Annotated in this window: 25 protein-coding genes; 13 read left to right on the top strand and 12 right to left on the bottom strand. The window is 57.3% G+C overall.

The genetic code is table 11. The features are described from left to right. Positions 1-47 precede the first annotated feature (47 nt). A complete protein-coding gene (locus DK510_RS07855) occupies positions 48-959 on the bottom strand; it encodes a nucleoside hydrolase (RefSeq protein WP_109311598.1) in 912 nt (303 codons plus the stop codon). Positions 960-1,136: 177 nt separating this feature from the next. Here DK510_RS07855 and DK510_RS07860 point away from each other — a divergent pair, with 177 nt between their 5' ends. From DK510_RS07860 to DK510_RS07870, 3 genes are all read left to right on the top strand, one after another. Continuing rightward, positions 1,137-2,027, top strand: coding sequence for an SPFH domain-containing protein (locus DK510_RS07860; RefSeq protein WP_058277825.1), 891 nt, complete (start codon positions 1,137-1,139; stop codon positions 2,025-2,027). Further along, on the top strand, positions 2,027-2,305 hold the full coding sequence (locus DK510_RS07865; protein ID WP_108858729.1) for an NfeD family protein: 279 nt from the start codon (positions 2,027-2,029) through the stop codon (positions 2,303-2,305). The genes DK510_RS07860 and DK510_RS07865 overlap by 1 nt, the downstream gene beginning before the upstream one ends. 98 nt (positions 2,306-2,403) lie before the next feature. Then, entirely contained in the window at positions 2,404-2,766 is a 363-nt protein-coding gene (locus tag DK510_RS07870; protein WP_058271500.1) for an SUF system Fe-S cluster assembly protein, read from the top strand. A 97-nt stretch (positions 2,767-2,863) separates the two neighbouring features. Here the strand turns inward: DK510_RS07870 and DK510_RS07875 are convergent, their stop codons facing one another. Next, complete coding sequence (locus DK510_RS07875) at positions 2,864-3,199, bottom strand: hypothetical protein (protein ID WP_234998974.1); 336 nt, start codon at positions 3,197-3,199, stop codon at positions 2,864-2,866. Positions 3,200-3,398: 199 nt separating this feature from the next. Between DK510_RS07875 and DK510_RS07880 the strand changes: the two genes are divergently transcribed. Then, positions 3,399-3,764: an iron-sulfur cluster assembly accessory protein gene (locus tag DK510_RS07880; protein WP_058271498.1), complete on the top strand. Its 366-nt coding sequence runs from the start codon at positions 3,399-3,401 to the stop codon at positions 3,762-3,764. Here DK510_RS07880 and DK510_RS07885 read toward each other — a convergent pair. After that, positions 3,761-4,672, bottom strand: coding sequence for an isopenicillin N synthase family oxygenase (locus DK510_RS07885; protein ID WP_109311599.1), 912 nt, complete (start codon positions 4,670-4,672; stop codon positions 3,761-3,763). The two genes, DK510_RS07880 and DK510_RS07885, sit on opposite strands and share 4 nt — an antisense overlap. Positions 4,673-4,793: 121 nt before the next feature. On the opposite strand from DK510_RS07885, the gene tpiA reads away from it, so the two are divergent. Next, complete coding sequence (gene tpiA / locus DK510_RS07890; protein WP_109311600.1) at positions 4,794-5,543, top strand: triose-phosphate isomerase; 750 nt, start codon at positions 4,794-4,796, stop codon at positions 5,541-5,543. A gap of 2 nt (positions 5,544-5,545) precedes the next feature. On the opposite strand, the gene DK510_RS07895 is transcribed toward tpiA, so the two are convergent. The 6 genes from DK510_RS07895 to DK510_RS07920 all read right to left on the bottom strand — a co-directional run bounded on the left by DK510_RS07895 (position 5,546) and on the right by DK510_RS07920 (position 12,686). Further along, entirely contained in the window at positions 5,546-5,857 is a 312-nt protein-coding gene (locus DK510_RS07895) for a multidrug efflux SMR transporter (protein WP_058277821.1), read from the bottom strand. 327 nt (positions 5,858-6,184) lie between these two features. Then, positions 6,185-7,561, bottom strand: coding sequence for a TRAP transporter large permease (locus DK510_RS07900; protein WP_109311601.1), 1,377 nt, complete (start codon positions 7,559-7,561; stop codon positions 6,185-6,187). Then, entirely contained in the window at positions 7,561-8,238 is a 678-nt protein-coding gene (locus DK510_RS07905; protein WP_058271493.1) for a TRAP transporter small permease, read from the bottom strand. The genes DK510_RS07900 and DK510_RS07905 overlap by 1 nt, the downstream gene beginning before the upstream one ends. Positions 8,239-8,353: 115 nt before the next feature. Next, on the bottom strand, positions 8,354-9,355 hold the full coding sequence (locus DK510_RS07910; protein WP_109311602.1) for a DctP family TRAP transporter solute-binding subunit: 1,002 nt from the start codon (positions 9,353-9,355) through the stop codon (positions 8,354-8,356). 371 nt (positions 9,356-9,726) lie between these two features. Beyond that, a complete protein-coding gene (locus tag DK510_RS07915) occupies positions 9,727-10,956 on the bottom strand; it encodes a sigma-54 dependent transcriptional regulator (protein ID WP_109311603.1) in 1,230 nt (409 codons plus the stop codon). Continuing rightward, positions 10,953-12,686 carry an ATP-binding protein gene (locus DK510_RS07920; protein ID WP_109311604.1) on the bottom strand — a complete coding sequence of 578 codons (1,734 nt, stop codon included), beginning with the start codon at positions 12,684-12,686 and terminating at the stop codon, positions 10,953-10,955. The genes DK510_RS07915 and DK510_RS07920 overlap by 4 nt, the downstream gene beginning before the upstream one ends. A gap of 47 nt (positions 12,687-12,733) precedes the next feature. Here DK510_RS07920 and DK510_RS07925 point away from each other — a divergent pair, with 47 nt between their 5' ends. Next, positions 12,734-13,915, top strand: coding sequence for a cytochrome P450 (locus DK510_RS07925; RefSeq protein ID WP_109311675.1), 1,182 nt, complete (start codon positions 12,734-12,736; stop codon positions 13,913-13,915). Here the strand turns inward: DK510_RS07925 and DK510_RS07930 are convergent. Continuing rightward, entirely contained in the window at positions 13,912-14,391 is a 480-nt protein-coding gene (locus DK510_RS07930; RefSeq protein WP_058271489.1) for an Lrp/AsnC family transcriptional regulator, read from the bottom strand. The genes DK510_RS07925 and DK510_RS07930 overlap by 4 nt on opposite strands. A gap of 143 nt (positions 14,392-14,534) precedes the next feature. Here DK510_RS07930 and cobA point away from each other — a divergent pair, with 143 nt between their 5' ends. The 7 genes from cobA (at position 14,535) to infC (ending at position 20,163) form a co-directional block, all read left to right on the top strand. Beyond that, positions 14,535-15,311 (top strand): uroporphyrinogen-III C-methyltransferase, encoded by a 777-nt coding sequence (gene cobA, locus DK510_RS07935; RefSeq protein ID WP_109311605.1) that lies wholly within the window; start codon positions 14,535-14,537, stop codon positions 15,309-15,311. Continuing rightward, positions 15,311-15,625, top strand: coding sequence for a DUF2849 domain-containing protein (locus DK510_RS07940; RefSeq protein ID WP_058271487.1), 315 nt, complete (start codon positions 15,311-15,313; stop codon positions 15,623-15,625). Before cobA ends, DK510_RS07940 begins: the two co-directional genes overlap by 1 nt. A gap of 68 nt (positions 15,626-15,693) precedes the next feature. Further along, complete coding sequence (locus DK510_RS07945) at positions 15,694-17,358, top strand: nitrite/sulfite reductase (RefSeq protein ID WP_109311606.1); 1,665 nt, start codon at positions 15,694-15,696, stop codon at positions 17,356-17,358. Further along, on the top strand, positions 17,348-18,109 hold the full coding sequence (locus DK510_RS07950) for a phosphoadenylyl-sulfate reductase (RefSeq protein ID WP_109311607.1): 762 nt from the start codon (positions 17,348-17,350) through the stop codon (positions 18,107-18,109). Before DK510_RS07945 ends, DK510_RS07950 begins: the two co-directional genes overlap by 11 nt. After that, positions 18,106-18,513: a DUF934 domain-containing protein gene (locus tag DK510_RS07955; protein WP_109311608.1), complete on the top strand. Its 408-nt coding sequence runs from the start codon at positions 18,106-18,108 to the stop codon at positions 18,511-18,513. The genes DK510_RS07950 and DK510_RS07955 overlap by 4 nt, the downstream gene beginning before the upstream one ends. A gap of 107 nt (positions 18,514-18,620) precedes the next feature. Continuing rightward, entirely contained in the window at positions 18,621-19,454 is an 834-nt protein-coding gene (locus DK510_RS07960; protein WP_109311676.1) for a ferredoxin--NADP reductase, read from the top strand. Between the two features lie 160 nt (positions 19,455-19,614). Continuing rightward, positions 19,615-20,163 carry a translation initiation factor IF-3 gene (gene infC, locus DK510_RS07965; protein ID WP_058278178.1) on the top strand — a complete coding sequence of 183 codons (549 nt, stop codon included), beginning with the start codon at positions 19,615-19,617 and terminating at the stop codon, positions 20,161-20,163. An 88-nt stretch (positions 20,164-20,251) separates the two neighbouring features. Here infC and DK510_RS07970 read toward each other — a convergent pair whose 3' ends face one another. After that, positions 20,252-21,574, bottom strand: coding sequence for an aspartate aminotransferase family protein (locus DK510_RS07970; protein WP_109311609.1), 1,323 nt, complete (start codon positions 21,572-21,574; stop codon positions 20,252-20,254). After that, positions 21,571-22,341 (bottom strand): 3-keto-5-aminohexanoate cleavage protein, encoded by a 771-nt coding sequence (locus tag DK510_RS07975; RefSeq protein ID WP_109311610.1) that lies wholly within the window; start codon positions 22,339-22,341, stop codon positions 21,571-21,573. The genes DK510_RS07970 and DK510_RS07975 overlap by 4 nt, the downstream gene beginning before the upstream one ends. Positions 22,342-22,427: the final 86 nt, after the last annotated feature.

A 22,427-nucleotide genomic window follows, 5' to 3' on the forward strand; every position in this document is an offset into this window, starting at 1 on the left:
GCTGAACCGGGCAGCAATTGCCCGATCTTCGCTGGTATTGCAAGCCGTCAGGGCAATGACGCAACGCGGTCAGTGAACAGGCTGACAACCCCTGCCCCATCCACATCCCGGCAAACGCGCACCGTTGGTCTGTTGCCATCCGGTTGGGTTGCCCCGATTTGCGGACCATCCACCACAACCTGAAGCCCGGTTTCGACTATCTCGAACATGGGTTCGTGGGTGCAGGCAATCACGGCCGTCGAGTCGTGCAGGCCACACCCCTCCAAACCGCCGATATCCTTGTAGAACTTCAGATAAAATTTCGAGATGTCGCGCAGGAAACCGCCCATGTCAGCAGAGCGAGCGGCCAACGCATCAAAATCCGCAGTCTCGTACAGAGTTTTCAGCGTGACATCCAAGCCAACCAGAACGGTATCCGGCGGAGCTGCGAACACTGCATCCGCAGCCTGCGTATCGTGATAGATGTTGGCTTCAGCATGCTCTGTGATGTTCCCGGGGCAAAACACGGCACCGCCCATGATCACCAGTCGCTTGATGTTGCCTGCAAACTCTGGGTCCAACCGCATGGCATCGGCGACATTGGTCAACGGACCAATGGCGCAGACGACCAGTTCACCCTTGTGTTCCCGCGCCTGCTCGACAAGGAATTCGGCCGCCGTCAGGGGGTGATTTTCCCCAATCTGCGGGATGTCAGTCAAATCACCGAATCCTTCGGGGCCGTGCACGTGCTCGGACGGGTCGTATGTGGTCGCACCAACTGGAAGCGGCGCCCCCTCAGCCACTGGCGCGTCCAGTCCCAGTTTATGGAGCAAGAACCGCGCGTTGCGGCTGGATTGGTGCACATGCGTGTTGCCGAAAACCGTGGTCAGGCCGATCAGGTCTATTTCTGGTGCAGCGGCGGCATAGGCAATGGCCATCGCATCGTCGATGCCCGGATCTGTGTCAATTATCAGTTTCATCCCCGCCCGATAGCGCAATCACAACCGGATGCAAAGCAGCCACATTCAACATATTCCACGCTACATTGTGGTTTTCAGAGATTTGCATCTATCCCCATTCCCGCCATACCAGAGTTGAAAATGGGCGAGTCAATCCCCAAGTGTATACCATAGTACACAATAATACAGAGGACAGATATGACCGAAGAACAGATCATTGGGTTGCTAACATCGAACATCATTTACCTGCTTGCGGCAGTTCTGATTGTCGTCGTTATTTTCAAAGGCATCAAAATTGTGCCTCAGTCGGAAAAATACGTGGTTGAACGCTTTGGCCGCCTGCACTCGGTGCTTGGCCCCGGAATCAACTTTATCGTTCCTTTTCTTGATGTTGCGCGTCACAAGATATCCATTCTTGAACGCCAGCTACCGAATGCGACGCAGGACGCGATCACCAAGGACAACGTTCTGGTTCAGATCGATACCTCGGTGTTCTACCGCATTCTTGAACCGGAAAAGACCGTGTACCGTATCCGTGACGTCGACGGAGCGATTGCAACAACCGTTGCAGGTATCGTCCGTGCCGAAATCGGTAAAATGGATCTGGATGAGGTGCAGTCCAATCGCGCGCAACTGATTGAACGCATTCAGGAAAGCGTCGAAACTGCCGTTGACGACTGGGGGATCGAAGTCACCCGCGCCGAGATTCTGGACGTAAACCTGGATCAGGCCACACGCGATGCGATGCTGCAGCAGTTGAACGCCGAACGCGCCCGCCGCGCGCAGGTGACCGAGGCTGAAGGTCAGAAACGTTCGGTCGAATTGAATGCCGACGCGGAACTTTATGCGGCCGAGCAGACCGCAAAAGCCCGCCGTATTCAGGCCGAGGCCGAAGCTTATGCAACCGGCGTGGTCGCCAAGGCCATTCAGGACAATGGTATCGAGGCTGCCCAGTATCAGGTCGCGTTGAAGCAGGTCGAATCCCTGAACGCGCTGGGTAACGGCACCGGGTCGCAGACCATCGTGGTTCCCGCCAATGCGCTTGAGGCCTTTGGCGATGCCTTCAAGATGTTAAAAGGAGGAAAGTAATGGCTGATCCCTTCTGGCTGACATGGTGGCTCTGGCTGGCCGGAGCGCTAGCTCTGGGCATACTTGAGATCGTCTTGCCGGGGTTCATCTTTCTTGGCTTTGCGATTGGAGCGGCGGTCACAGGGCTTTTGCTTGTGATCCCCGGTTTTGCCCCGAGCCTGGCGGTCTTGCTTTTGATCTTTGCGGGTCTTTCGCTTGTGGCCTGGCTGATCCTGCGGCGCATGTTCGCCCTGCCCCATGGCCAGGTGAAAACCTTCCGCCACGATATCAACGATTGATCCAAATCGACGCAGCGTCCCGGGGGCCACACGGCACCACTGGACGCTGCCCCAGCCTTTCCCTATATAATTTCTCAGGTAACAGCCCCGAGGCACGAATGACCCATCCAAGTGAACAGTTCGAAGGTACGCCGCTGATCGCGCCTTCGACCATCGATCATCCACTCTACGATTCCGTGGTCGAGGCTTGCAGATCCGTCTTCGATCCCGAGATTCCGGTGAATATCTACGATCTGGGTCTGATCTATACGATCGATATTACCAAGGAAAACGCGGTGAAGGTCATCATGACACTGACCGCACCCGGATGCCCGGTCGCCGGTGAAATGCCGGGCTGGATTGTCGAGGCCATCGAACCGGTCGCTGGCGTCAAAGAAGTTGACGTCGAACTGACATGGGAGCCCCCCTGGGGCATGGAGATGATGTCAGACGAAGCACGTCTTGAACTGGGATTCATGTAGAATTTCGCTTAGCTTTACCGAGTAAAGCATTGAAAGATAACAAAAGGGCTGTCCATGAACCGGGGCAGCCCTTTTTGCATCAAAGGGCCCGAGCAGCCTATTCCACGCCGCAGGTCGATTTTATCTCGGCCGCGCGTTGATCCAGCTCTTTGACGTAATCGCCATTCAACATGCTGAGCCTTTTTTGCTCGGTTCCCGTGACCAGTCCCAGCAATGCACCGGCAGGAGTGATCGCAATGATACTTTCTGCCTGCTGGTCTTCTGCGTGCTTCTTTTCTGCGGCGATGGCCCGAAGATCCCCCTCGGCAGTTGCGCAATTCACTGGATGTCGTGCGCCATCCGTAGTTGCATGTGCCAAGCCCGCGGTCAGAAAGACTGTAACAACAGCTTGCATCGTAATAATTTTTCTGCGGAAATACCTGTTCTTTACCATCTTCATTCGCCCTTCGCTCAAATATCTTGTTACAACCGTCAGGCTAAGGCGAAGACCGTGAGGGACGCAAGTTTGCTGTGGCAATTGGTCGTTTGGCAGCGTCACCGCCGGTAAAACTTAGGTCAGCAGGTCTGCTATGTCTTGAGCCTGACGCCTCTCGGCCCTAGATTGGGGATAACACAGCGCAACGGAGACCATCATGTTTGGCATTCCCGGCAAACAAGCCGTGACAATGACGACCAAAGCGGCCGAGCAGATCGCACGCCTGATGGCGACCGGCGGTCACGCCGGGTTGCGCATTGGCGTCAAGAAAGGCGGCTGCGCTGGCATGGAATACACCATGGACTACGTGGATGAAGCCGATACCAACGACGAAGTGGTCGAACAGGACGGTGCCCGCATCATGATCGCGCCAATGGCGCAGATGTTTCTGTTCGGAACTGAAATCGACTATGAGGTCTCGCTTCTGGAAGCCGGGTTCAAGTTCCGCAACCCGAATGTTGTGGACGCTTGCGGTTGCGGCGAATCCATCAAATTTGACGAGACGCTTTCCACACAAAACTAAGTCGCCTGCAGGTGCAGATAGGTTTCTTTGTAGCGCCGCGTAAGATGGTCACCTGCGCTGATCGTTTTGCCTGAGCTTGGCGGAGCAACGTTGGTGTCGTAGGACGGGTTAAAGAACAGTGGGACCGAAATGCGTTCCTGCGTCCCGCCTATGACGCGGTGCCCGGTGGCTTTGACTTTTCCCGCGGTCCAGAATTCAAGCATCTCTCCAAAGTTGATGATGAATGTACCAGGCTCCGCAGAGACAGGTTGCCAGCTGTTATCCGGCATGCGGACCTCAAGCCCTGAGACCCCGTCTGTGGCCAGCAATGTCAGACACCCATAGTCAGTATGCGCCCCGATGCCAAAATCCCGATCACCTGCCCATGCCGGGCGTTCTGGATAGTAGTTCCCGCGCAATAGGGCCATTGGAGTGTCAAAGGCACGATCAAAACTGAGTTTATCCCGGCCCAAAGCGACCGCAATGGCCTGAAGAACGCGCATCGCCACATTGCAAGCGTCAATGTAGTAAGCTCTGATAATACCTTGAAATTCTACAGGATTATTCGGCCACAGGTTCGGAGCATACACACTGAGCCCTTTTCCGGCATAAAAATTTCCCGCAGGCAATTCGAAACCACAGTCGAACACTTCCTTGAAATCCGGGTTGGCCTTGGGGTCGACCTGTTCTGATCGCGGCGCGCCCCACCCTCGGTTTGAACCCGTCATCACCATATCAACGGTTTTTTTCTGGACGTTCGGCAAATGGAAGAAGTCGCGATACGCCTCGATCACGTTTCGGACTTGATCGGCGTCCAACCCGGTGTTCGACACCGTTAAAAACCCAACTTCACCAATGGCATGCTGCAGCATTGCCATCTCTGAAGCCTCGCGTTCATCCAGTTTTCTCAGATCCAGATCGTCGATCATGCCGCCCTCCACAATACCGCGGAACCTGCCGTTGTGGTCGGACCTTTGCAACCGGAATTGTCAGGCTCGGCTGGTGGTGCTATCCGATGAGCAAACAACGACTTATTTGGGGGTACGCGTTATGCGGCGCAAGCTGGCAGCTGGAAACTGGAAAATGAACGGAACTGCGGCTGCATTGCCTGAGCTTCAGTCGCTGGCTACATCGTTTCCTGATGCATCGGTGGACGTCCTGATTTGCCCACCGGCAACCCTACTGCATCGCGCGGCAGAGGCGGTGAAAGACACCGGAATTGATGTCGGCGGTCAGGATTGCCATGCAGCCGAATCCGGCGCACATACCGGCGATGTCAGTGCTCAGATGCTGGTTGATGCAGGGGCAAGCGCCGTCATTCTTGGGCATTCAGAGCGGCGCGAAGATTACGACGAGCAGAATGAGGATGTCCGCGCCAAGGCACGTTCCGCAATGGAAGCGGGTCTGAAAGCCATCATTTGCGTCGGCGAAAGCCTGGAACAGCGCGAGGCCGCGAACACGTTGGACATCATCGGCGGTCAGATGTCCGGCTCGATCCCGGATCAGTCGACCGGTGAGAACCTGGTTGTCGCCTATGAACCGATCTGGGCCATTGGCACCGGCAAGGTCCCCACACTGGACGAGATCGGAGAAGTGCACGACTTCATCCGCGCCCGGCTTGAGCGTCGATTTGGCGAAGGTGTCGGCCGCTCGGTCCGGTTACTTTATGGCGGTTCGGTCAAACCGGGCAACGCGGCCGAAATCTTTGCAGTCTCCAACGTCGACGGGGCGCTGGTGGGCGGGGCAAGCCTGAAAGCCGAAGACTTTTCTGGCATTATCGACGCCCTGCAAAAGGCCTGAGGTCAAGCCAATTTCATCGTCACCAGCCCGGCCACAATCAGGGCCGCCGCGACTAGGCGGGGCGCAGTCAGCGCCTCACCCAGAAACATTACGCCGACCATAAAGGCCCCGACTGCACCGATTCCGGTCCAGATCGTATAGGCCGTGCCCAAAGGCAGATCGCGCATCGCAAGGGCAAGCAATCCGAACGATCCGATCATCGACACGCCCATCAGGGCCGTAGGCCATAGGCGTGTGAAGCCGGCAGATTGCTTCATGGCGACGGCCCAGACAATTTCCAGCAGGCCAGCGAATAGCAATAATATCCAGGGCATTTGGACACCTCATATCTCTTCGGGTCGTCCCGAATGATCAGCCAACAAGGCGAGGTCGTCCTCGGCTGAAAGATATACCCACTGTACCCGGGTTCAAGAGGTCGGACACTTAATTGAGCACCTAAGGACACCCGGGCGAGCAAACGATCGACGCCCGATTGACGAGATGAAACTTTTAATGCGGCAATTCAACCGGTGATACGAAACTGATGGGTTCGCGTTTAGGGTGGTATCGAATGGGTTTCCGGTTGTCTGGATCGATTCCGCACGCAAAAAAAAGGCCGGGTCTGACGAAAGACCCGGCCCTCTATTCTTTCACAGAAACCGCTAGTTCGTAATGATCTCTGGCCCCATGAAGGTATTGGGCAAGAAGGTCGAAATCCACGGTATGTAAGTCACCATGATCAGGAAGACGAAAAGCACGGCCAGGAACGGCAGCGCCGCCTTCACAACGCTCATCATCGGCATACCGGCCACGCCCGAAGTCACGAACAGGTTCAGTCCGACCGGAGGCGTAATCATCCCAATCTCCATATTCACCACCATGATAATGCCCAAATGGATCGGGTCGATGCCCAACTCGATGGCGATCGGGAACACCAGAGGTGCCACGATGACCAACAGTCCCGAAGGTTCCATGAACTGGCCACCGATCAGCAGGATTACGTTGACCACGATCAGGAAGGTGACTGGTCCCAATCCCGCCGATAGCATTGCACTTGCGATGTGCTGAGGCACCTGTTCATCGGTCAGCACGTGCTTGAGGATCAGCGCGTTGGCGATGACGAACAGCAAAGTCACCGTCAGTTTACCGGCTTCAAACAGCGTGTGCTTGGTGTCGGGGTGAAAGAACGCCGTGACCAGAGCATAGGGTTTCTTCAGAAGCGAAATGTTCTGCCCATCCCCATTGGTGCTAAGCGGACCCATGTCCTTGTAGACAAAGCTGGCAATAAAGAAGGCATAGACGGCAGCGACGGCAGCGGCTTCGGTCGGTGTGAAGATACCGCCATAAATTCCACCCAGAATGATGACGATCAGGAACAGACCCCAACCGGCTTCGCGGGCCGAGATAAAGATCTCGCCCCAACCTTTCCATTCACCCTTGGGCAGGTTCTTGACTTTGGCCATCACATAGATCGTAACCATCAGCATTAGACCCGCCATCAGGCCCGGAATGACGCCCGCAAGGAACATCCGCCCGACCGAGACCTCAACGGCGGCGGCATAGACCACCATGACAATGGACGGCGGGATCAAGATTCCCAGCGTACCCGCGTTACAGATCACTCCCGCAGCGAATTCCTTAGAATAGCCAACCTGCCGCATACCGGCGATGACGATAGAACCGATGGCTACAACAGTCGCCGGAGACGACCCCGACAGCGCGGCAAACAGCATACAGGCAAAGACACCCGCAATCGCCAGACCGCCCGGCAAATGCCCGACACAGGCGATGGAAAAGCGGATGATCCGACGCGCCACTCCACCGGTCGTCATGAAGGACGACGCAAGAATGAAGAACGGGATCGCCAACAGAGTGAAGTGGCCTTCAAAGGCTTCGAACAGGGTTCCCGCGACCGAAGCCAACGAACTGTCGGAATAAATCAGCAGAAACAGGGTCGAGCTGAGACCCAGGGCCACCGCAATCGGCACACCGATCAGCAACAGGCCGATGACCATAGAGAATAGAAGTACGACGTCCATTAGTCATGCTCTCCTTGCTGAGCCCGGACTTCTTCGATCTCGTCCTCGACTTCGTGGCTGGCAACAAGACGGTCGGTCTCACCACGCCAGATTTGTACTGCGACCTGAGCAAAGCGGATCACTAGAAGCAGCATCGACACCGGCAACACCAAATACGGCACCACCTTGGGCAATTTCTCATACCCCTCGCCGTAGTTGATCAGATCCTCGAGGAAGCGCAGCGGCGCGACCATCGGAATATCGTCCACTTCGTAAAAACTCTGGCTGCGTGCGTCGAAATTGAACCCGGTCGGGAACCAGCGGCCCGATGTTGGCGGCAGGTCCGCAAACACGGCCCAGTAGTCATACGACCCTTTCAGAAGCAGAAGCGAGAACACCAGACAGCACGCTACCGATATCAGCGCCAGAATGCGGCGCGGCGCCGGGGCCAGCATGTTCAGGATTGCATCAACACCCAGATGCGCGTGCTTCTTGACCGCATAAGAAGCCCCCAGCAACACCAGCCAGCCAAAGGTGAAAACCGTCAGCTCAAGCGCCCATAAGATATTGGAATTGAAAACAAAACGCGCGATCACGTTGGCGAAGGTTACGACCGTCATCACGCCCAACAGAGCGGCAATCATGGTCTCTTCGATATGGTCGACCAGCCCGCCTTGGCCGGGTTTCGAACCAGACATTTTTCTGCCCCCACATTGTTGGTGATGAGAGTTAGGTGTGGCGGGCCAAATTACGGCCCGCCCAGCCTGTGTGTCCGCAACTCCCCAGTCTTTGGACACGCGGCCTCAACCGGGATCAGAACCCGGCGTTGATGGCCTGAGCGGCGTCGATCTTATCCTGACCTACGTCGTCGGAAAACTGGTCCCAAACGGGCTTCATCGCATCGACCCAGGCCTGACGCTGTTCGGGGTTCAGTTCGCGGATGATGCCGCCGGCATCAGTGATCGAAGCCTTGGCTGCTTCGTTCACCGAGAAGGCTTCCTTGTTCCGTGTCTCGGTCACTTCGCCCAGAATGGTCAGGAACTGATCGCGCACCTCGGGATCAAGGCTGTCCAACCAGTCAACCGATGTCACGACCAGATAGTCGATGATGCCATGGTTGGTCTCGGTGATACCGTCCTGCACTTCGAAGAACTTTTTGCCATAGATGTTCGACCAAGTGTTTTCTTGGCCATCCACAACGCCCTGTTGCAGCGCGCCGTAAACTTCCGAGAACGCCATCTTCTGCGGGCTGCCGCCAATGGCTTCCATTTGGGCAACCAGAACGTCCGAGGATTGAACACGGAATTTCAGGCCTTCGGCATCCGACGGAGCCTCAAGCGGTTTATTTGCCGACATCTGTTTCATACCATTGTGCCAGAACGCCAGCCCTTGCAGGCCGCGGCGCTGCATGCTGTCTTTCATCGCCTGACCATCCGCCGAGGCCTGGAACGCATCCACGGCGTCAATGTTCTTGAACATGAACGGCAGGTCGAACAGACGGAACTGTTTGGTAAACTTCTCGAACTTCGACAACGACGGCGCGGCCAGCTGGACGTCGCCTTGAAGCATTGCTTCAAGCACCTTGTCATCATTGTAGAGCGTTGAGTTCGGATAGACCTCAACGCACATCACGCCATTCATCTCGTCATTGACGCGCTGCTCCAGCAGCGATGCCGCGATGCCCTTGGGGTGTTTGTCCGTGTTCGTCACATGCGCGAACTTGACGACAATCTCGCCGTCATCACACGCGGCCATACCGGCGGTTGCTGTAACACTCAACGCCAGCGCGGTCGCGGCAGTTGTCAGGAATTTCATCTGTCTTTTCCTCCCAGACTTCCATGAAACCTTCAGTCAACGCCAGATCGGCGTCTCATGTGGCGCAGTGAAGCGAATCAAGGGGCGCCGCTCAACTTTTTGTTCGAAATTCGGAAAATTCAAATATTTTTGTTTTACTTCACAGCCTTAGTAGGCACTTCATCGCCATCAAAAGGCAGTGATACTACCCGTTGTGCGAAAATCCGCACATTTATTTCCCCGGCTGTGCGGATTTCCGCACGCACTTCGAATCAGATCGAACGACTCGCCCCCTGATTCTCTGGTGACTACCCGCAGCCTGCGAATGCAGGCTGCCCGGCCCAACGCCTATAAATGCATGATAATGCAGTCAAAGGCGGCGGGTGCCCCCGTTAGCGCCGATAGTCTTCTGGGCGAATCTGATAGCGCGCCAGTTTGTCGTAAAAAGTCTTGCGCGGCAGTTTCAACGCACTTGCCGCATCCGAGGCTTTGCCATTGTGCCGACCCAGCGCCGCAATCAACAACGACCGCTCTACGCGCGCCATTTGCTCGTTCAGCCCCAGATCAGCGGCACGTGCCACCTCTTCCGGCATCCCCAACACGAACCGCATCGCCGCCGACATCAGCGATCTGGCATTGCCCGGCCAATCGCTGGCCATCAAAGACGCAAGTTGCTCCGAGGTAATCTCGGGTTCGGCAATGCCCGCCTGTTCTGCCGCTTGCGCGACATAATGGCGAAAGATCACTGGAATATCTTCCGGTCGTTCCGCCAGCGACGGGATGCGCACACGCATGACATCCAGACGATAAAACAGGTCGGCATTGAATTGGCCCTGCTCTGACAGCACCGCCAGATCTGCGGTTGTTCCCGCGACAATCCGTGAACCGGTGCCCTGCTCTATCATTTCAAGCGCGGCGTATTGCGTGGCGTCTGGCATGGCCGAAACCTCATCCAGGAACAACGACCCACCGGCCGCATCTTCGCACACGCGTACCAACCCCTCGGGCGTCAGCCCTGAGGCCGGGCGCTTGACGAACGGCCCCTGCCCGACCGGCGACATCAGATGAACGACTTCGGCCACTTTCGATATCCCGCTGCCCGGTGGCCCGGTTACCAGAACTTCTGCCCCGGTGGGGGCGACGGATCGGACTCGTTCACGCAGGGCCTCGGCCTGTGCGGACAGGCCGAACAAAAGCCGCGCTGCTGGATCGCCGCGCTCAAGCTCTGATTTGAGGGCACGCTGTTCGATCACCTGCGCGCGCGCGTCAAAGGCACGTTCCAACACGGGCAGCAGGTCCGTCGCCGCACATGGCTTTTCCAGAAAATCAAAAGCTCCCTGTCCCATAGCCTGCACCGCCATCGGGATGTCGCCCTCACCGGTCAACAGAACAACTGGCAAATCTGGATCTACCTCACGCGCGTAGTTCAGCAGATGAAAACCATCCCGGCCCGGCATACGGATGTCCGAAACGATCACACCCAGAAAGTCGGCGCGAATATGGTCTTTAGCTGCCACAAAGGATCCCGCCGTAACCGGATCATAATCTGCCAGCTCAAGCGTTTGCGCCAAAGCTTCGCGGACGGCAGCGTCGTCATCAACCAGTAGAATTTTCCGCGTCATGCGACCTCGTGCTCCGTGAAAGGCTCAAGCTCGACCGTGAACAGCGCCCCTGTGTCCAGATTTGCACCCCGGATATTACCCCCAAAGCTTTGCACCAAACCATACGAGATCGAAAGCCCAAGCCCCATCCCCTCCGAGGTTCCGACAGCCTTGGTCGTATAGAACGGTTCGAACAGTTTTTCCGAGTTTTCGATGCCGGGGCCGATATCGCGGACAGTCACGGCCAGCTTGTCGCCGCGGTCGATCGCAATGCGAATGAGGCGGCCGTCTTGCCCACTCATGGCGTCAGCGGCATTGTTAATCAGGTTGACGAACACCTGAACCAACCGCACTTCGCCGCCCCATGCGTAAACCGGGTTATTGGGCGGAACCCAATCCATACGGACATCCTCAGTTCGCAACCGCGCCTCGGTCAACTCGACCGCCGTATCGATCACCTGAACCAGGTTAACCTTGCCCATCGGTTCACTTTCGTTGCGCGAAAAGGCGCGCAGGTTCTTGATGATACGCGCCATGCGCGCCGCCATGGCAGAGATACGCGTCAGGTTCTCCGACGCTTTCTCATCCCGGCCCCGGGATAGAAAAGCCGCGCCATTATCTGCGAATTGCTGGATTGCCATCAACGGTTGGTTCAGTTCGTGACTGATACCAGCCGACATCTGACCCAACGCGCTGAGTTTACCGGCCTGGATCAGCTCTTCCTGAGCGTGTTTCAGCGCCGCTTCTGCGTCTTCACGTTCACGCACTTCATGGCGCAGTGCCGTGTTTGCAGCTGTCAACGCATGCGTCCGTTGCGCGACCCGGCTTTCCAGAATCGTGTTGGCCTCGGCCAATGTGCGCCTGCGTTCGGTCGCCAGATACAACAGCGCGCCGAAGGCCAGACAGATTGCAGCAACGGTCGCCGCCTGCAACCCCGCCAAACGCTGCGCGGGGGCCACATCGACCAGAACCTCAGCCGTCATGTCGATCACCGGCAAGTCCAGCATCAGGTGTAAAGCGCGGCTAGGCAGATACCGCCCCCAATTCAGTTGCCAGACCTCGTGCGGACCGACCAGAACCGAGGCAAAATCGACCACCCCGCCGTCTGGAGGTGTCAGGCCCAATTGACCCTCATCCCGGTGCCAAAACAACAAATCCGATCGGTTTGAGATAAACACGACACCGTCCCCGTCGGTGAAGAACACCGCCTCGGTACTGCCGCGCCAGGTCTGTTCCACATCCTGCACATCGGCCACAACGATTAATACACCCTCGACCTGACCAGCATCGCCAAAGGCCGGGGCGGCGTAGGAATAGGTGCGATCTCCGCTGCTTTCCACAACCCCATGCGCGCTGCCCATTGCGCCCTGCAATGCGCGTCGAAACGCGGGGTGGTCCGCCATGTTTGGCCACACAACCGGCTGCGCCGAGGCCAGCACCTGCCCGCTTCGGTCAAGATACATCATGTTGACGGCCGAGGTTTTGTCGGCGACGTCCAGCAATATCGCGCGCGCTGCCCGTTGTTGCACCGGTGTCTCTAGGGCACGCAGGACCGGATGCGTGGCCATCAGCACGGCCAGTTCCTGATAGACCTGCATCTGAGTGCTGAGCCGGTCGGCAGCCAGTTCAAGGTCAGCCTCGGCCTTTTCGCTGAGCTGCGACAGCGCTTGACGGTAGCCATAGGACCAGACCCCTGCGGTCAACAGGCCGACAGCAAACAAAAATCCCAGAATGACCCAAACGCGTTGCATGACATAGGGTCTTGCATTCGGCGCGCCGCATGGCAAGTCTGCGCCGCATGAAGACGGTATTTCAATCTCCGGTCGATCCGGAATTCGTGCAGAACCCCTACCCGTTCTATGATCAGGCCCGCGCTTGCGGTGATCTGGTCTATTGGGAGGACTATGGGAAAGTTGCGGCTGTATCACACCGGGCGGTCTCGGCGCTTTTGAAAGACCGCCGCTTTGGTCGGGAAGCACCCGAAGAAATGCGAACCCCAGGTCCGGCGCATCTTGCCCCTTGGCTGGCGGTCGAGGCGCATTCGTTGCTGGAAGCCGAACCGCCAAGACACACACGTTTGCGCGCATTGGTGATCCGGGCATTCACTTCGCGTGCCATATCGGCGCTGGAACCTTCGATTCACGACCTAACCCATTCTTTGATTGACGCATTTCCCGACCAACCGTTCGATTTGCTCTCTACCTTTTGCACCCAAGTTCCGGTCATCACGATCTGCCGCCTTCTGGGCGTGCCCGAGGATATGTCACCCAGCCTACTCCGCTGGTCACATGATATGGTGGCAATGTATCAAGCCAGCCGTACGCCGGAGACTGAGACCACTGCCGCAGCCTCATCTCAAGCATTCACCGACTTTCTGATCGACTACATCGAGCAGCGCCGCAGCGATCCGCAGGACGATCTGATCACACGGTTGATCGTGGCTGAAGAAGATGGCGAAAAGCTCTCACGCGAAGAGCTGGTCGCCACCTGCATCCTGCTTTTGAACGCCGGGCATGAGGCGACCGTGCATTCACTTGGAAACGGCGTGAAGACCGTTTTGCAAAATGGCATCGGACCGCAACACTTTGCGCCGGACAGCATCGACCGCACAGTAGAAGAGATTTTGCGCTTTGACCCGCCGCTGCACATGTTCACCCGCTATGCTTATGAAAACATCGACGCATTTGGGCACAGTTTCAAACGTGGTGATGAGGTCGCGCTACTACTGGGCGCTGCGAACCGGGATCCTGCCGTCTGGAGCGACCCGGACAGGTTTGATCCCACCCGCGCCATCGTCACGAACACCAGTTTCGGTGGCGGCCTGCACTTTTGCGTTGGCGCCCCTCTGGCACGGATGGAAATGCGCATCGCACTGTCCACGCTGTTCGACAGATATCCGAACCTGCGCCTGAGCACCGAGCCCGAGTTTTCGAACACGTACCATTTCCACGGGCTGACTAAACTGATGGTGCAGACCTAGCTTTCGATCAGCGCTTTCAGAGGCAACATGGTGGTGGACTTGATCTCTTCCATCGACAGCAAGGCAGTCACGTTGTGCACGCGCACCTCTGAAATCAGCGCCTGATAGAATTCGTCATAGGCACGCGCGTTCTTGACCCGCACCTTCAGGATATAGTCGATGTCCCCGGCCAGCCGATGCGCCTCTTGCACTTCGGGCCTGTCCCGCAGGGCTTTCAGGAATTTATGCTGCCAGTCAGCCTCGTGTTCCGACGTTCGGATCAGAACAAAAAACGTAGCTTCAAATCCCAGCGCTTCGGCGTCAAGTAAAACGGTCTGCTGGCCGATCACTCCGGCCCCTTTCAACTTGCGTATCCGATTCCAGACAGGCGTCTTGGAACTGCCGACACGAGCGGCTATTTCGTCCAGCGATTGACTGGCGTCCCGCTGCAGCTCAACCAAAATTTTCCGATCCGTATCGTCAATCCGCACCGACATTCCAAATTCCCCTTCGTTTCGAAACCAATGTCCCGTTTTGCCGCTGGCGTGGAGCATTTGTCCTTATTTGATCGCCTATATGGCGTATTGGCGGGAATATTTCCTATATTGCAACACAAGTCAAACCACACTCGGGACACGAAATGCAGCTTACGCAATCATATGATGGCACAGGACATGTCGACTTTGTCGGCGCGGGTCCGGGCGATCCGGAATTGCTGACGCTCAGGGCACTGAACGCCTTCGAGCGCGCAGATGTTGTTCTGCATGACCGTCTGATCAGTGATGAGGTCCTGGCCTTGGCCGGAAAGACCGCTGCTCTGGTCGATGTTGGCAAGGCCGGCTTTGGCCCGTCGTGGAAACAGGAAGACATTGACGCCCTGCTGGTTGAGCACGCCTTGAAGGGCCGGCGCGTCGTGCGCCTGAAGTCCGGCGACCCGACCGTATTTGGCCGACTAGATGAAGAGATCGAGGCGGTTGAGGCTGCTGGCATCTCGTGGCGGATCGTACCCGGAATCACAGCCGCGTCGGCGGCCGTTGCCGGAATTGGTCAAAGCCTGACACGCCGCGGTCGCAATTCGTCGGTCCGCTTTCTGACAGGCCACGACATGAAGGGCTTTGCCGATCACGACTGGACCGCGCTGGCGCGCACCGGTTCGGTGGCCGCGATCTACATGGGCAAAAAGTCCGCTCGTTTCATTCAGGGCCGCCTGATCATGCACGGCGCAGATCGCCAAACACCGGTGACGCTGATCGAAAACGCCACGCGTCCCGATCAGCGCATTCTGGAAACAACGCTGGACCAGTTGCCCACCGATTTGAACGCCGCCGATATGGATGGCCCCACCCTGACCTTTTATGGCCTCGCCCCGCGCCAAGCGACCGCGGCCCTGACCGAATTTAAGAAGGAGCACGCCTGATGGCCCGCGCTTTTACCCCCAAAGTAGTGACCGCCAACGACCTGTTGGAAGGTGACGTTATTTATCTGACTGAAGACGACCAGTGGTCTCGGGAGTTGTCCGAGGCCGAGCTGATCACCGATGAAGCGCACGCGCAGGTGCGCTTGCTGGATGCCTCTAGTCAGGCCAGCAAAATCGTTGGTGCTTATCTTGCCGATGCCGTCGCCGGCGACAACGGCCCCGAGCCCACCCATTTCCGGGAAGACTTCCGCCGCACTGGTCCGTCCAACTATGCCCACGGCAAACAGGAATCCTCCCCGCAGCCCCGGGCCTGACCTCTGGCCCTTCTCTCTCCCCTTCTCAAGGCCCCAAGGTTCGGGGCTGCAACTAAGGACAGCTAATCATGTATCGCTACTCCGAGTTCGACACAGCATTTTTGGCAGAACGTAACGCGCAGTTCCGCGCGCAGGTCGAGCGCCGCATTGACGGCTCGTTGACCGAAGATGAATTCAAACCGCTGCGCCTGATGAACGGCCTGTATCTGCAGCTGCACGCCTATATGCTGCGGGTAGCCATTCCATATGGAACGCTCTCCAGCGCTCAGATGCGTCAGCTAGCCCTGCTGGCCGAGAAGTGGGACAAAGGTTATGGCCATTTCACCACCCGTCAGAACATTCAGTATAACTGGCCGAAACTGAATGATGTGCCGGATATGCTGGACGCGCTGGCCGAGGTTGGCATGCACGCCATTCAGACCTCGGGCAATACCATCCGCAACGTGACCGCCGACCATTTCGCCGGCGCCGCTGCGGATGAGGTCGCCGATCCGCGCCCCTATGCCGAACTGCTGCGCCAGTGGTCGACCGACCACCCGGAATTCCAGTTCATGCCGCGTAAGTTCAAGATCGCAATCACTGGCTCGGAAAACGACCGCGCCGTGATCAAAGCGCATGACATCGGCCTGCAACTGGTCGAGCGTGACGGCGTATTGGGCGCACGTGTCATCGTGGGTGGTGGTTTGGGCCGCACCCCGATGATCGGCAAGGAACTGTCAGACTTCGTCGCGTTTGACGACCTGCTGGCCTATCTTGAAGCCACCGTTTCGGTCTGGAACCAGATCGGACGCCGTGACAACAAGTACAAAGCCCGCATCAAGATCACCGTGCATGAGCATGGCATCGACGCGATCCGCGCCAAGGTCAACGAGCGCTTCCTGCAGGTCCGCCCGCAGTTCAAAGGCGCGGATATGAACCTGTTGGAAAAGATCAAGGGCCACTTTGCTGCGCCTGATTTCCGTCAGGGTTCGGTCGCGTCGTTTGAAAGCGCTTATACCAACGATCCGGTCTTCCGCTCGTGGGTCGACACCAACATTGCGCCGCACAAGAACGCGGACCACGCGATCGTCACAATCTCGATCAAGAAGCACGGTCAGACGCCGGGCGATGCGACTGCTGAGCAAATGCGCGTAATGGCCGACCTGGCCGAAGAGTTCGCCTATGACGAGCTGCGCATCAGCCATGAGCAGAACGTGATCCTGCCCCATGTCCACAAGTCGGACCTGCCTGCGATCCATGCGAAGCTGAAAGAGTACGAACTGGCCACCGCCAATATCGGCCTGATCAGCGACATCATCGCCTGCCCCGGCATGGATTACTGCGCACTGGCAACGGCTCGTTCAATCCCGGTTGCACAAGAAATCGCGACCCGTTTCGATGATCTGAAGCTTGAGCATGATATCGGTCACCTGAAGATCAAGATCTCGGGCTGCATCAACGCATGTGGTCATCACCACGTGGGTCACATCGGCATCCTGGGTCTGGATCGCGCAGGCGTCGAGAACTACCAGATCACTCTGGGTGGTGACGCGACTGAAACTGCGGCCGTTGGTGACCGTACCGGTCCGGGCTTTGCCTATGATGAGATCGTGCCTGCCGTCGAACGCATTGTCGATACCTATCTGGAACAGCGTGACAGCGCCGAAGAGACATTCCTTGAAACCTATCGCCGCGTAGGCATGGCGCCTTTCAAAGCGGCGCTTTACCCCGAGGCACAGGCCAATGCCGCTTGACCTGATCCAGACGGAACTGGGGGCTGACCGCGCAGAGCTGACCGAAAAGGTCGAAGCGCTGAACACCCAGTTCCGCCACCACAGTGCCCATGACGTCATGCATGGCGCGTTGGAGGCAATCGAAGAGCTTGCTTTGGTCTCCAGCTTTGGGGCGGAATCGGTGGTATTGTTGCACATGGCAGCCGTGGTCGACAAAGCTACGCCGGTCCTGTTCGTGGACACGCAGATGCTGTTCACCGAAACGCTGGAATACCAGCAGGACGTATCAGATCGGCTTGGCCTGAAGAACGTCCACATCATCCGCGCAGATGATGAGGATGTTCAGCGCGAAGACCCATACGGCGCCTTGCGCCTGAGCGACACAGATGCCTGCTGCAACCTGCGCAAAACTTTCCCGCTGCAACGTGCTTTGGCGGGCTATGACGGCTGGATCTCGGGTCGGAAGCGGTTCCAGTCTGGCACACGCGCCGCACTTGACTTCTTTGAGGTCGAAGACGGCACCGGTCGGATCAAGGTAAACCCGCTGGCCCATTGGGCGCCCGAAGACGTGCGCGCCTATATGGATGAAAACAACCTGCCCCGGCATCCGCTGGTGGCCAAAGGTTACCCCTCGATCGGTTGTGCGCCCTGCACCTCGCCGGTCAAAGAAGGCGAAGACCCCCGTGCCGGACGCTGGCGCGATCAGAACAAAGAAGAATGCGGCATCCATTTTGTCGACGGCAAGATGGTGCGCGCTGGAGAGAAAACATGAACGTAATCGTAACGGATGAGGGGTTCGCCCCCGACGACTGGACAGATGGCTTTGTCACGCTTGAGGACGCGGCCAATGATGTGGTTGCGCTGGACGTGGCATCGGACACAGACCCCGATGAGCTTGTCGACCGCCTGGGCAGCGCCTGCATGGTCCGCGTGGACTTCCCGTCTTCGGCGGATGGCCGCGGCTTTACCATCGCGCGCGTACTGCGCCTGAAAGGTTTCACAGGCCGCCTGCGGGCCAGAGGCCATGTTCTGGCTGACCAATATGCCATGGCGCGCCGCAGCGGATTCGATGAGGTCGAAATCGACGACGCGCTTGCCAACCGCCAGCCCGAAGATCAGTGGCTGGCCCGCGCCGATTGGAAAGACCACAACTATCAGGCCCGCCTGCGCGGCTAAGATAGCCAATCGCCAGCTTGTGACTTCAAAGGGGCATTTAGCCCCTTTTCCTGACTTGGATCAAAGATTAAACGGAGATGTCGGTTTACCCAGCCGATAGTGAAACGATGACAGAGATGAAACCCGTGACCGAAGTAACCGCCGTCAAGGCCCCCGTCCTTCCGGACGCACAGACCGTAACAGACGTCAAACATTGGACCGACAGCCTGTTTTCCTTCAAGGTGTCGCGTCCCGCCTCGCTGCGGTTCCGTTCGGGCGAGTTCGTGATGATCGGCCTGCTGGGCGACAACGGCAAGCCGTTGCTGCGCGCGTATTCCATCGCGTCGCCATCCTGGGACGAAGAGCTGGAGTTCTATTCGATCAAGGTCCAGGACGGTCCGCTGACCTCGAAGCTGCAGCACGTCAAACCGGGCGATCAGATCATCCTGCGCCCCAAGCCTGTTGGTACGCTGGTGCATGACGCGCTGTTGCCAGGCAAGCGCCTGTGGTTCTTTGCCACCGGCACCGGTTTTGCGCCCTTCGCCTCGTTGCTGCGCGAGCCGCAGACCTATGAGGATTACGACGAGGTTATCATCACCCATACCTGCCGCGAAGTGGGTGAATTGGAATATGGCCGTCAGCTAATCGAAAGCATCCGCCAGGACGAGATGCTGGCCGAGCTGATGGGCGAAGGCTTTGCCGACAAGATCCGCTATTATCCGACCACCACACGGGAAGAGAGCCCCAAGATGGGCCGCATCACCGAATTGCTGAAAGACGGCACGGTTTTTGCTGATCTGGGCATCGAAGGCGGAATCAAGCCAGAAACCGACCGTGCGATGGTCTGCGGGTCTTTGGCCTTCAACCTGGACATCAAAAAGATTCTGGAAGAGTTCGACCTGCGCGAAGGTGCTAATTCCGAACCCAAAGAATTTGTCATCGAAAAAGCCTTTGTTGGTTAACCCGATGCACCGGATCCGAGGTATTTGGCCCCGGACTGGCGAAAAACCTCTGACAAACCCCGATTTTTCGGGCTGGCCTGCACTTATGCCGCTTGAATCGGCGTGCAGGCCAGTCTAAATTCCGGCCTTGAATTTCTGCAATCATCAAAGGAATGAACCCATAGCCCGCAGACCTCACAACGCGCCGCCGCAAAGAGACACCGGCCCCCGCGTCAATGATAAGATCCGTGCCCCCGAAATCCGTCTGATTGGCGCTGAAGGTGAAAATGTCGGGGTGGTTCATCCCGCCAAAGCCATGCAGATGGCAGTTGATGCCGGTCTTGATCTGGTCGAAATTTCGCCCAACGCAAACCCGCCGGTCTGCAAAATCATGGACTTCGGTAAGTTCAAATACGAGACGCAGAAACGCGAAGCCGAAGCCCGCAAAAAACAGAAGATCATTGAGATCAAAGAGGTCAAATTCCGACCCAACACTGATACTCATGACTACGACGTGAAAATGCGGAATGTGTTCAAGTTTCTTGAAAACGGGGACAAGGTCAAAGTGACCCTGCGTTTCCGAGGCCGTGAAATGGCGCACCAAAATCTGGGTCGTGAGCTTTTGGAACGTGTTGCGGCCGACACCAAGGAAATCGGCAAGGTTGAAAACATGCCGAAGATGGAAGGCCGTCAGATGATCATGCTGATCGGTCCGCTGCCACAGAAATAAACCCCTGTGCATATCGAATTCAAAACCCTGTCAGATCAGCTCTGACAGGGTTTTTTTGTTGGTTCTTAGGTACAGGCCACGCGGCGCTTCAGCCGGGGATCGAGGTCGAGATTGCCCGACTAAGTTTGCCCACAAGCTCGTCTATCTGCGCGTCTTCAATGATGAACGGCGGGGCCAGCAGGATATGATCCCCAACCCGACCATCCCGCGTACCGGACATGGGATAGCAGATCAGCCCCTCGGCCAAGGCGGCTTTCTTGATTTTACCCGCAACGCCGTGAGCCGGATCAAACGGCGTTTTTGTTTCGCGGTCAGCCACCAACTCCAGCCCGCGGAAAAGGCCCCTGCCGCGGATATCGCCGACATTTGGATGCTGACCGAATTCGGCCTGCAACGCCTCTTGCAGCTTATCGCCCATCACGCTGGCGCGCGCGGACAACGCGCGCGCGGTCAGTTCGGTGACAACAGCCAGGGCCGCTGCTGTCGCAACCGGGTGACCAATATAGGTGTGACCATGCTGAAAGAACCCGGACCCGTCGCGGATTGCATCATAGATCTTCCCGGTGCACATCATCGCACCAATCGGTTGGTATCCAGCACCCAACCCTTTGGCGATGCACAGAATGTCCGGCGAAATCCCATCATGATCGCAGGCAAACAAATGCCCGGTCCGCCCCATGCCACACATGACTTCATCAAGAATCAACAAAACGCCATATTGGTCACAGATCTGGCGAATACGCTGGAAATACCCCTCAACGGCAGGAACCGCGCCCAGCGTTGCGCCCACAACGGGTTCCGCCATGAAAGCCATAACCGTTTCAGGACCCAAGCGATGGATCTCGGCCTCCAACTCATTCGCGACGCGCTGGCCGTAGTCAAAACTGCTCTCGGCATCCGGCTTTTCAGCGTATTCGAAACAGGGCGCGATATGTGTCATCTCGATCAACATCGGTGCAAATTGCGCGCGTCGCCATTCGTTACCTCCAGCCGACAACGCGCCCAAAGTGTTCCCGTGATAGCTCTGCCGCCGCGCGATCACCCGGCGACGCTCGGGCTGGCCAATTTCAAGAAAGTACTGCCGCGCGAGTTTCATCGCCGCCTCGGTCGCCTCGGATCCGCCTGAGACGAAATACACACGCTCCAGATCACCAGGCGCGTGTTCCACCAACAGATCAGCCAACGCCTCGGCAGGTTCGGATGTCATGAAACCGGTATGTGCAAAAGCGATCTGTTCGACCTGCCGCTGCACGGCCTCGATAACCGCCGGGTTCGAATGCCCGAGGCACGACACCGCAGCGTCACCACAATCCAGATAACGTTGCCCCTGATCGTCGATCAGGTAACACCCGTCGCCACCAACGGCGACCGGCAGGTTCGATTTGGTATGACGAGGAAAAACGTGGCTCATTGCTGAGGTCCTTTCAAAACCGCGACCAGCGCGGATACCGACGCTGCGTTGTTCGCCCAGATACTTCCGTCCTGGTCGGTCAAACTGTTTTCAAATCCAACCCGCACATCCCCGCCACGGTCCGCAGCCGTTTTTAGACAAGCATGTTCCTGCTTTCCGAATGCACAGACCATCCAACTGGAGTGGGTTTGCCGAAAGTGATCAAGGTCTTCCGGTGCAGATTCCTGCCCCGAGGTGTAACGCCCCAGAACCAACAGCCGATCAGTTTGCCCGTCGCGGACGATCCCGCGGGCCTGCCAGTCTGCCAGAAACGCAGCATCTGCATCGTCATAGAGAATATGCTGAACGCGCGTTCCCTGCTCGGCACACAGACCGTAAACATTATCCGCGAGGTCCGGCGCGCGCGCGATTTCCCGGACCGAGATCGAAGCCCATTTTGGCTTTACGTGCTGCAAACAGTGCAATTGGGCCGGGACATCAAAGATACCCGCCGCCTCGGTAGTAATCTGAATGTCCATTTCAGGCACGGCACGACGCAGCTCGGACATCGTCTCAAGATAACGCCCGGCATCCAGAGAATGCTGCCCCTGTTCATCGCGCACATGCAGGTGAATCCCATCTGCACCGGCCCGAAAACAGCTTTGTGCAGTCGATTCGATCTCCTGCACCGACACCGGAAGCTGAACGTGATCCGCATGCCCCCTCCGGGCACCGTTCGGCGCCACCAGAACATAGGGCGAATGCGATTGCGGCAGTGTTTTGGACATAAGAGCACCCTTTTCAACTTTTAACCTAGTTAAGGACCTTAGGCGCGTTTTCAATTTACATCTTTCATAACATTTGTTTTCTTTCG

It is taken from the genome of Ruegeria sp. AU67 (assembly GCF_900312795.1).
GTDB classification, from domain to species: Bacteria; Pseudomonadota; Alphaproteobacteria; order Rhodobacterales; family Rhodobacteraceae; genus Ruegeria; species Ruegeria atlantica.

Coding starts and splice junctions, on each gene's coding strand:
- DK510_RS07930 (WP_058271489.1), bottom strand. CDS start 14,391: ATGTCGGTGCGGATTGACGATACGGATCGGAAAATTTTGGTTGAGCTG.
- DK510_RS07900 (WP_109311601.1), bottom strand. CDS start 7,561: ATGGACGTCGTACTTCTATTCTCTATGGTCATCGGCCTGTTGCTGATC.
- DK510_RS07895 (WP_058277821.1), bottom strand. CDS start 5,857: ATGCCCTGGATATTATTGCTATTCGCTGGCCTGCTGGAAATTGTCTGG.
- DK510_RS07905 (WP_058271493.1), bottom strand. CDS start 8,238: ATGTCTGGTTCGAAACCCGGCCAAGGCGGGCTGGTCGACCATATCGAA.
- DK510_RS07950 (WP_109311607.1), top strand. CDS start 17,348: ATGCCGCTTGACCTGATCCAGACGGAACTGGGGGCTGACCGCGCAGAG.
- DK510_RS07870 (WP_058271500.1), top strand. CDS start 2,404: ATGACCCATCCAAGTGAACAGTTCGAAGGTACGCCGCTGATCGCGCCT.
- DK510_RS07910 (WP_109311602.1), bottom strand. CDS start 9,355: ATGAAATTCCTGACAACTGCCGCGACCGCGCTGGCGTTGAGTGTTACA.
- DK510_RS07955 (WP_109311608.1), top strand. CDS start 18,106: ATGAACGTAATCGTAACGGATGAGGGGTTCGCCCCCGACGACTGGACA.
- DK510_RS07945 (WP_109311606.1), top strand. CDS start 15,694: ATGTATCGCTACTCCGAGTTCGACACAGCATTTTTGGCAGAACGTAAC.
- DK510_RS07885 (WP_109311599.1), bottom strand. CDS start 4,672: ATGATCGACGATCTGGATCTGAGAAAACTGGATGAACGCGAGGCTTCA.
- DK510_RS07860 (WP_058277825.1), top strand. CDS start 1,137: ATGACCGAAGAACAGATCATTGGGTTGCTAACATCGAACATCATTTAC.
- DK510_RS07920 (WP_109311604.1), bottom strand. CDS start 12,686: ATGCAACGCGTTTGGGTCATTCTGGGATTTTTGTTTGCTGTCGGCCTG.
- DK510_RS07915 (WP_109311603.1), bottom strand. CDS start 10,956: ATGACGCGGAAAATTCTACTGGTTGATGACGACGCTGCCGTCCGCGAA.
- DK510_RS07855 (WP_109311598.1), bottom strand. CDS start 959: ATGAAACTGATAATTGACACAGATCCGGGCATCGACGATGCGATGGCC.
- tpiA (WP_109311600.1), top strand. CDS start 4,794: ATGCGGCGCAAGCTGGCAGCTGGAAACTGGAAAATGAACGGAACTGCG.
- DK510_RS07865 (WP_108858729.1), top strand. CDS start 2,027: ATGGCTGATCCCTTCTGGCTGACATGGTGGCTCTGGCTGGCCGGAGCG.
- DK510_RS07880 (WP_058271498.1), top strand. CDS start 3,399: ATGTTTGGCATTCCCGGCAAACAAGCCGTGACAATGACGACCAAAGCG.
- DK510_RS07925 (WP_109311675.1), top strand. CDS start 12,734: ATGAAGACGGTATTTCAATCTCCGGTCGATCCGGAATTCGTGCAGAAC.
- cobA (WP_109311605.1), top strand. CDS start 14,535: ATGCAGCTTACGCAATCATATGATGGCACAGGACATGTCGACTTTGTC.
- DK510_RS07940 (WP_058271487.1), top strand. CDS start 15,311: ATGGCCCGCGCTTTTACCCCCAAAGTAGTGACCGCCAACGACCTGTTG.
- DK510_RS07970 (WP_109311609.1), bottom strand. CDS start 21,574: ATGAGCCACGTTTTTCCTCGTCATACCAAATCGAACCTGCCGGTCGCC.
- DK510_RS07975 (WP_109311610.1), bottom strand. CDS start 22,341: ATGTCCAAAACACTGCCGCAATCGCATTCGCCCTATGTTCTGGTGGCG.
- DK510_RS07875 (WP_234998974.1), bottom strand. CDS start 3,199: ATGGTAAAGAACAGGTATTTCCGCAGAAAAATTATTACGATGCAAGCT.
- DK510_RS07960 (WP_109311676.1), top strand. CDS start 18,621: ATGACAGAGATGAAACCCGTGACCGAAGTAACCGCCGTCAAGGCCCCC.